The following is a 7,255-nucleotide window of genomic DNA, read 5'->3' as shown; positions in this document are numbered from 1 at the left end:
TCTTCATTATTTTCAAATGTAAGAGGATCTCCAACTACAATTCCACGGAAGTTAACAGCTCGAGCAACGTGTAATTGTTGGGCTATATCCACACCTACAATTAGATGTGTATCGGAAATTCTTTCTATTAGTTGATTTTGTTTGTCTTGCATTTTAAAATTCATAGTAAGGCTTCCTCCTTAAGACTTTGAGTTAGATTGGACTCTATACTCGTATCTTACTGAGGGGCTTTATTTTTTTCAAACCTGATATTTAACGATCTACAGGAATGCTAACCTGCCCCGTTAGTTGCATAAACAAAAGAAGCTGCCAGATGGCAGCCGGACTTCTATTAAAGCACCCGTAATTTAAAATGAACGAATCGGCCCTATCGCCTAACCTAGATTGCACTTGTTCATAATGTTACTATCAAATTATTTATTGTTGTATCATGATTGCGAAAGGACGCCCAAGATCTATCCTAGACTTTTCTCCGTCTGTTTTACTTTTCAAGAAAAAAATTAAAAATTAAGGACGGCAGAGGAGCATTCACGATTCTTGTTTAACATGAAAAATTTTCTTATTCAGTCTAGGGATATACATAACTAGAAAACCAGATCTACCCATACTAAAGACGATGAAGGCAAGCCATAAGCCGTGATTGCCCCAGATGGGGGTTGTAGTGACTTGCACAATAATATACACAATCAACGCGTAAATCATAGAGTTTCGAACCGGTGCAATTTCAGTCGCTCCCGTAAAGACACCGTAAATGACGAGTCCGAAACAGGCTGCAAATGGGAAAATAATTAGCCAAGCTCCATATATATTCGAAAGCTCAATTACTCTCGGTAAATTCGTGAAGAGTCCAATAATCTGTTCTTGAAATAGTCCATAGGCGCAAGCAATGAAGAAGGCGGATAGAATTGACCATTGCCAGGACAAGGTGAGCGTTTTTTTATATAAGTTTTCGTTATTTGAACCAATCGCTTTACCTACGAAAATGCTGGAAGCATTTGCAAACCCATCAAAGAAATAAGCCATAATATAATGAATTTGAATCAATACAGCATTTGCAGCCAATTGTTCTGTACCAAAAGAAGCACCTTTTGCTGTAAACAAGTTAAAAACGGCTAATAAACAAATCGTTCGAATAAATAAATCCCGGTTAACGATAAACATCTTTTTCATAGAATGTGAATCTATAAGAGTTTCCACAGCTGGCATTTTCCATTGAATCGGTGATGCCTTCAATAATAGGAGTAAGCCAATTAAGAAAGCTGTGATTTCTGCGATTAAAGTTGCCATAGCCACCCCTTTTACGGCCAAAGAAAAGACATGAACAAACAAAATGGCAAGAACAATATTTAGAACATTCATGAACACTTGTAAAAATAAGGATATTTTAATCTTCGACATGCCCATCAACCAACCAAGAATTACATAATTCATCAAAGTGAAGGGAGCTCCCCAAATTCGAATGCGAAAATATTCCGCTGCAAATTTGCTAACATCGGAATCAGGGGCGATCAGTTTCAAAGCCGCATATTCAATCGGCCATTGTAGGAGGATAAAACAAAGACCTACAATGACAGCTAATAAAAAAGGGCGAAACAAAGCAAGTGCTCCTTGAGCTTGATTGTTTGCCCCATTAGCTTGAGCGGTAAACGCAGACGTGCTAACTCGTAAAAAGCCGAATAACCAATATAAAGTATTAAAAATAATACTGCCTACTGCAACTCCTCCAATATACGCCGGATCTGGAAGCTGACCAACAACTGCTGTATCCACAGCCCCTAATAAAGGGGTTGTCATCGTTGAAATCGTTAAGGGGATGGCTAAAGCAAGGTATGTTCGATGATTCATCTTTTCCCTCCAATATGTTCTTCAGAAAAAATATAAACAAGAGCCTCGATTTTCAAGTTGAAATCGAGGCCTTCCAATCAATAAATATAAATTCTAGACTAGGTCTTGTTAATCCTCGTTGGAAGAGAACGAAAACGTGGATGCTCAGCAAGGATAGAACCTCTCATCTGTTTGACGACAGAATGTTCTGATGAAAAAAACTGATTTTTAGAATCGTAAAGCTCGATTAATTCTCCTTTTTCCAGTACACCCAAAGTATCCGCGATTGAATAAGCCGCTTTAATATCATGTGTAATAAAAAGATAAGATAAGCCGAAGTCTTTTTTTAACTCACTTAATAATTCTAAAATTAGTGTTTGATTAACCATATCCAGACTACTTACGGATTCGTCTAAGACGATTAGCAGTGGCTTAAGAGAGATTGCTCTAGCAATATTAATTCTTTGCAATTGTCCACCGCTAAATTGGTGTGGGTATTTTTTTAAATCATTCTCACTTAGGCCTACTCTTTCCAATAACCCAATAACGGTTCTTTTTTGTTCGGCTACGGTTAGTTTTTCATAGTTTTCTAATGGTTCGCCTATAATATGCTCGGCTGTCATTCGTGGATTGACAGATGAATACGAATCTTGAAAGACGACTTGTAGATCTCGGCGTATCTTTTGTCGAATAAGCTTATCAGCAGTATAAATATCATGCCCTTGAAACAGAACTTGTCCTTGCTGTGGACGTTCTAAGCCAAGAATCACTTTTCCTAATGTGCTTTTTCCAGCTCCACTCGTCCCAAGTAGTCCTAAACATGTTCCTTCGTCAATAGAGAGGGAAATGTCAGTGAGTACTTTTTTTGAATGATCTTTCCATTTAAAAAACGTATGAGAATTATAGCTATGAGTTACTGCCTTTACTTGTAATAAACTCATTTGTTCCCCCCTCAAAAGAATGCAATCTATATATCACAACATATGGGTGATAGGTTTTTCATGATTTAAGATAAGGCGGGCATTTAGCAGTTTCTTTGTATACTCATGCTGCGGATTATCAAATAGTTCAAATACATTTGCAGTTTCTACAATTCTGCCATGTTGCATAACGACTACATCATCAGCCATTTCAGAAATGACTCCTAGATCATGAGAAATTAGTAAAATGGATGTTCCATATTCAGCACGAATTTTATCCAAGTGGCGAAGTACTTGTAATTGGTTATGAACATCGAGTGCAGTTGTCGGCTCATCAGCAATAATGACGGAAGGATTTAAACATGCGGCCATCGCAATCATCACGCGTTGAAGCATACCTCCACTCAATTGAAAAGGATAGCTTTTTAATAGTTTCGCGGGATCTGGCAGGTTTACATTTTGCATAGCATCGATGGCAAGCTCTTTTGCTTGTTTTTTATTCAATGAGGTATGAGACCTAATCGTTTCGATAAATTGATTGCCAATTGTAAAAACAGGCGTAAATGAATTCATCGGATTTTGCATAATAAAGGCAATATCCTTGCCACGAATTTCACGTATTTCTTTATCGTCTAAACCATTCAATTCTCGTCCTTGGAGGGTAATGCTACCTTCAATCGTCGTTGTTTTCCGATCAAGAAGCTGCAGAATGGACATACTCGTAACGGTTTTACCACTCCCACTTTCCCCAACGAGACCCAGTACCTTCCCTTTTTCCAGTTCAAAATTAATATCCTGAACGAGGGTGGAAGCACCATCTTTTGTTTTTACTTGTACATGTAGATCGCTCACTTTTAATACATTCGACCGTTCTGTTCTCAATCTTCTCATTCCTTTTTATTAACGACGTTTGACTCCAAAACGTTCTGATAGCGCTTCGCCTAATAAATTGAAGGTGACGACAACGAGCATAATCATCAAACCTGGATATAGCATTAATTCTGGATTCGTCCGAATATACGATTTCCCTTCATGAATCATCGCTCCCCATTCTGGTGTAGGGGGTTGCACACCTAAACCCAGAAACGACATGGCAGATATATCCATGATGGCCCAACCCATTTCTAATGTACCCATAACAGCGAGCGGAGGGAGAACATTTGGAACGATATGTTTCTTTATTATCTTCCATTGAGAAGAACCGCTTATTTTAGCTGCCGCTATATAGTTTTGTTCTTTCAGACTAAGTACCATTCCTCGGAAAATTCTCGCATAATACACCCATTGCACAAGCATCAATGCTAAGATTACCTGTTTAAGGCCAGGTCCCAATATACCAACAAGTCCAAGAATGAGCAAAAGATTCGGAAATGCCATAACACCATCACAAAGTCTCATTAGCACTTGGTCCACCCATCCGCCTTTATAACCAGCAATGGTTCCAACAATTAAACCGATGCCTAAAGATGAAATAAAGATTAATGTGGCAAATCCTAACGAAATGCGAGCTCCATATAAGAGGCGTGATAACGTGCATCTTCCTAAATGATCAGTTCCCAATGGATATTCAAAGGAAGAGTGCTGTAGTTTATTAGCTAAATTGACAGCAATAGGATCATTAGGTGCAATCCAAGGTGCCAAGATGGTGATGATAAATAGGAAGCTCAATATTATCGAACAAAGGACAATCACTTTCTGACTTCTCATCATAATGCGAAGACTTGTTATCATTGACTTTGCCCTCCTTTTCTGGAGATGCGTGGGTCGATACACATTTGAATCAGGTCAACAATCAAGTTGCTAATAATGAATAGTCCCGCTGCTAATAGCACATAGCATTGAATGACAGGAATATCCCGATTAAAAATAGCTTCAATAAAATAACGACCAAATCCTGGCCAGGAAAAGACCGCTTCGACGATAATGGTTCCAGTCAGCAGCTTTCCTAAATTCATCCCTAGTCCAGTAATCATAGGAGATATGGCTATTCTCAATACATGTTTTCCCATAATCACTTTTTCATGAATCCCTCTTGTGCGAGCAAAAAGGATATAAGGTTCCTGTAAATTCTCAAGAACGCTAGCACGTAATAGTCGAGTATACAAGGCTATTAATGGCAAAGCTAAAGTAATGGAAGGGAGAACCAGATGTTGCCAAGTCCCGATTCCTTCAACAGGGAATAGGTCGAGTTTAACAGAAAAGAAAAAAATCAATAAATAACCAAGCCAAAAAGAGGGGATCGATGCCCCGAAATAAGAGAGAAGTCGACTTAAATGGTCAATACCACTGTTTTTCTTAATGCCTGCCAAAAACCCAAGAGGGACACTGACCAGGACCGCTAATATGATGCTACCTAAAGCTAACTGAATGGTCGCTGGCATTCGATATGTAACCTCGTCCCAAACAGGTTTATTCGAAAGATAAGATATGCCAAAATCAAATTGGCATATCTTAATGATAGAGTTTACATATTGAACATGGAGAGGTTGATCTAAGCCAAACTCATGTCTTTTCTGAGCCAACATCTCATCTGTGGGTTGGATATGTGCTGCCGATAAATATGCCTCAGCTGGGTCCACGGGTGAAAGGTGAATCATTCCAAACGTTAGAAGGATGGCCAAAAGAAAGATGGGAATAATGGCCATAATTCGTTTCAAGATATAAGTGCCCATGAAAACCCTCCTGTAACTTACTACTCGATGCTAATTCCTGTGAATGGATGTTCATCCCGGTTAGCAGGGAATGTAAAATTAGATACACCTTTTTGATAAACAGCTATTTTCTTAATATAAGAAATAGGTGCAATCGCTCCTTGTTCTTGTAGTGATTCCAAAATAGTTGAGTAAAGTTCTTGACGTTCTTTTTCATCTGTTGTTCCAGCAACATATGCAATTTGTTTTAACAACTTATCTCTGTTCGGATAAGATGAAATGGCTTCGTTAAATCCAAATCCTTCTGAACCAACGATGTTTACAAAAGTATGGGGATCATACGGTGCGCCATAGTTACTAAAGAAATTCAATTCAAAATCATTAGCTTTAAATCTTTGAATTTGTACCGTAAGCTCAACTCCAACGATATTTAATTTAACACCTAGTGCAGCCCACTCAGATTGTAATGTTTCGGCCATTGCTTTTTGAATCGATTCTGCAGAGTCGTACATTAATTCGATTTCAAGTGGTTTTCCGTCTTTTTCACGAACGTTTTTTCCTTTTGGCAGTTTCCATCCTGCTTCATCTAATAAAGCTTTTGCTTTTTCAACATTATAATCAATCGGTGCTACATCAATGTCTGAAGTATAAGGGAAGTTTGTCGGTAATATAAAATCTGCCTTCTCTTCCAACCCAGAAGTAACTCCGTCAACCATTGCTTTTTTATTAAATCCATATTGTAACGCTTGACGAACACGTAAATCTGAAAGCTGTTCTTTCTTCGTATTCATTACTAGTTGTCTTGTCGCAACCGGATCAGAAATACTAGTCTCATAGGTACCTGTTGATTCTAATTGTTTGAAAGCATCTAGACTGATAACGCCTTCACCATAAATAAGGTCTAGGTCACCTTTTTCAAAAGCAAGAACTCGGGTTTCAGCATCAGGAATGATCTTGATTTTGATTTTCTTTACTTTAGGGAGTTCACCCCAATAATTTTCATTGCGTTTGAAAATAGCATATTCATCTGCTTTATATTCTTCCAAAATCCATGGACCTGTACCGACTGGTTTTGTAACGCCTTTTGAAGTGTCACCATCTTTAGGGAATCCAGCATCACCTAAGAAACGGACTGGACGAACGACGGCTAACTCTTGAATAGTAGGATAATATGGCTCCTTTAATGTTAGTTTAAACGTGTTTTGGTCAATTACTTCCGTTTGATCCACTTTCGGAATAAAGCCCAACCAACTATGTAAATCAACATTTTTCAATATAGCATCAAAGTTCTTTTTCACAATTTCAGCATTAAAGCTTGTACCGTCAGAAAATTTCACATCTTGACGTAGATTGAACGTATATTCCTTCCCATCCTTGGAAATTTCCCATGATTCAGCTAAATGTGGTTTCAGCTTGCCTCCATCTTGATAGCTAACCAAAGGTTCATATATCATCGATTGAGCGAATAATTGAGAAGGATTATAGACATGCGGATTCATTTCTCCTATATCCCTAGGCCAAGCAACAGTAAGCATGTCTTTATTGTCTTTATTTGAAGTTGAATTTTCTTTTGATTCATTTGTACACCCAAGTAAAAGCGTTGATAAAATTAAAACGATTGCTGATATAAATAACACTTGTTTGCTGTTTCTTCTTTTTGACATAACATTGGTGCCTCCAGTACAATATTGAGAATCATTTTCAAGTGTAATGAGTAACTATATTATTGTCAATATAATGTCGAAATTCTCGAAAAATATAAATATATCCATTTCTCCTGTTTATCCAACTACCCCTTTAGCATTCCTGTAGAGCATTAAATATCGGCTTTGAAAAAAGCAGAGCCCCTCAGTATGATGA

General features: G+C 37.9%; 6 protein-coding genes and 1 pseudogene. All 7 read right to left on the bottom strand.

From position 1 onward, the window contains the following. Positions 1-164 (bottom strand): annotated as a pseudogene (locus J7J00_RS28535) (IS110 family RNA-guided transposase); the annotation flags it as partial. Between the two features lie 364 nt (positions 165-528). Beyond that, positions 529-1,845, bottom strand: coding sequence for an MATE family efflux transporter (locus J7J00_RS27055; RefSeq protein WP_214796192.1), 1,317 nt, complete (start codon positions 1,843-1,845; stop codon positions 529-531). 98 nt (positions 1,846-1,943) lie between these two features. Next, positions 1,944-2,765, bottom strand: a complete 822-nt coding sequence (gene nikE / locus J7J00_RS27050) for a nickel import ATP-binding protein NikE (protein WP_214796190.1) — start codon at positions 2,763-2,765, stop codon at positions 1,944-1,946. Between the two features lie 33 nt (positions 2,766-2,798). Further along, on the bottom strand, positions 2,799-3,626 hold the full coding sequence (gene nikD / locus J7J00_RS27045; RefSeq protein ID WP_214796194.1) for a nickel import ATP-binding protein NikD: 828 nt from the start codon (positions 3,624-3,626) through the stop codon (positions 2,799-2,801). A gap of 18 nt (positions 3,627-3,644) precedes the next feature. Continuing rightward, positions 3,645-4,475, bottom strand: coding sequence for a nickel ABC transporter permease subunit NikC (nikC, locus tag J7J00_RS27040; protein ID WP_214796188.1), 831 nt, complete (start codon positions 4,473-4,475; stop codon positions 3,645-3,647). Beyond that, positions 4,472-5,416: a nickel ABC transporter permease subunit NikB gene (nikB, locus tag J7J00_RS27035; protein WP_214796186.1), complete on the bottom strand. Its 945-nt coding sequence runs from the start codon at positions 5,414-5,416 to the stop codon at positions 4,472-4,474. Before nikB ends, nikC begins: the two co-directional genes overlap by 4 nt. A gap of 20 nt (positions 5,417-5,436) precedes the next feature. Then, positions 5,437-7,059, bottom strand: a complete 1,623-nt coding sequence (gene nikA, locus J7J00_RS27030; protein WP_214796184.1) for a nickel ABC transporter substrate-binding protein — start codon at positions 7,057-7,059, stop codon at positions 5,437-5,439. Positions 7,060-7,255 lie beyond the last annotated feature (196 nt).

Source organism: Bacillus sp. ISL-4 (genome assembly GCF_018613275.1).
In the GTDB taxonomy this organism is placed as follows: domain Bacteria; phylum Bacillota; class Bacilli; order Bacillales; family DSM-1321; genus Peribacillus; species Peribacillus simplex_E.
Note: the sequence above shows the minus strand (reverse complement) of the source record. Positions and strands in the feature narration are given on the sequence as shown.

Bases quoted from the DNA above. Each gene is read 5' to 3' on its own strand.
- J7J00_RS27055 (WP_214796192.1), bottom strand. From the start codon at position 1,845: ATGAATCATCGAACATACCTTGCTTTAGCCATCCCCTTAACGATTTCA.
- nikE (WP_214796190.1), bottom strand. From the start codon at position 2,765: ATGAGTTTATTACAAGTAAAGGCAGTAACTCATAGCTATAATTCTCAT.
- nikC (WP_214796188.1), bottom strand. From the start codon at position 4,475: ATGATAACAAGTCTTCGCATTATGATGAGAAGTCAGAAAGTGATTGTC.
- nikB (WP_214796186.1), bottom strand. From the start codon at position 5,416: ATGGGCACTTATATCTTGAAACGAATTATGGCCATTATTCCCATCTTT.
- nikA (WP_214796184.1), bottom strand. From the start codon at position 7,059: ATGTCAAAAAGAAGAAACAGCAAACAAGTGTTATTTATATCAGCAATC.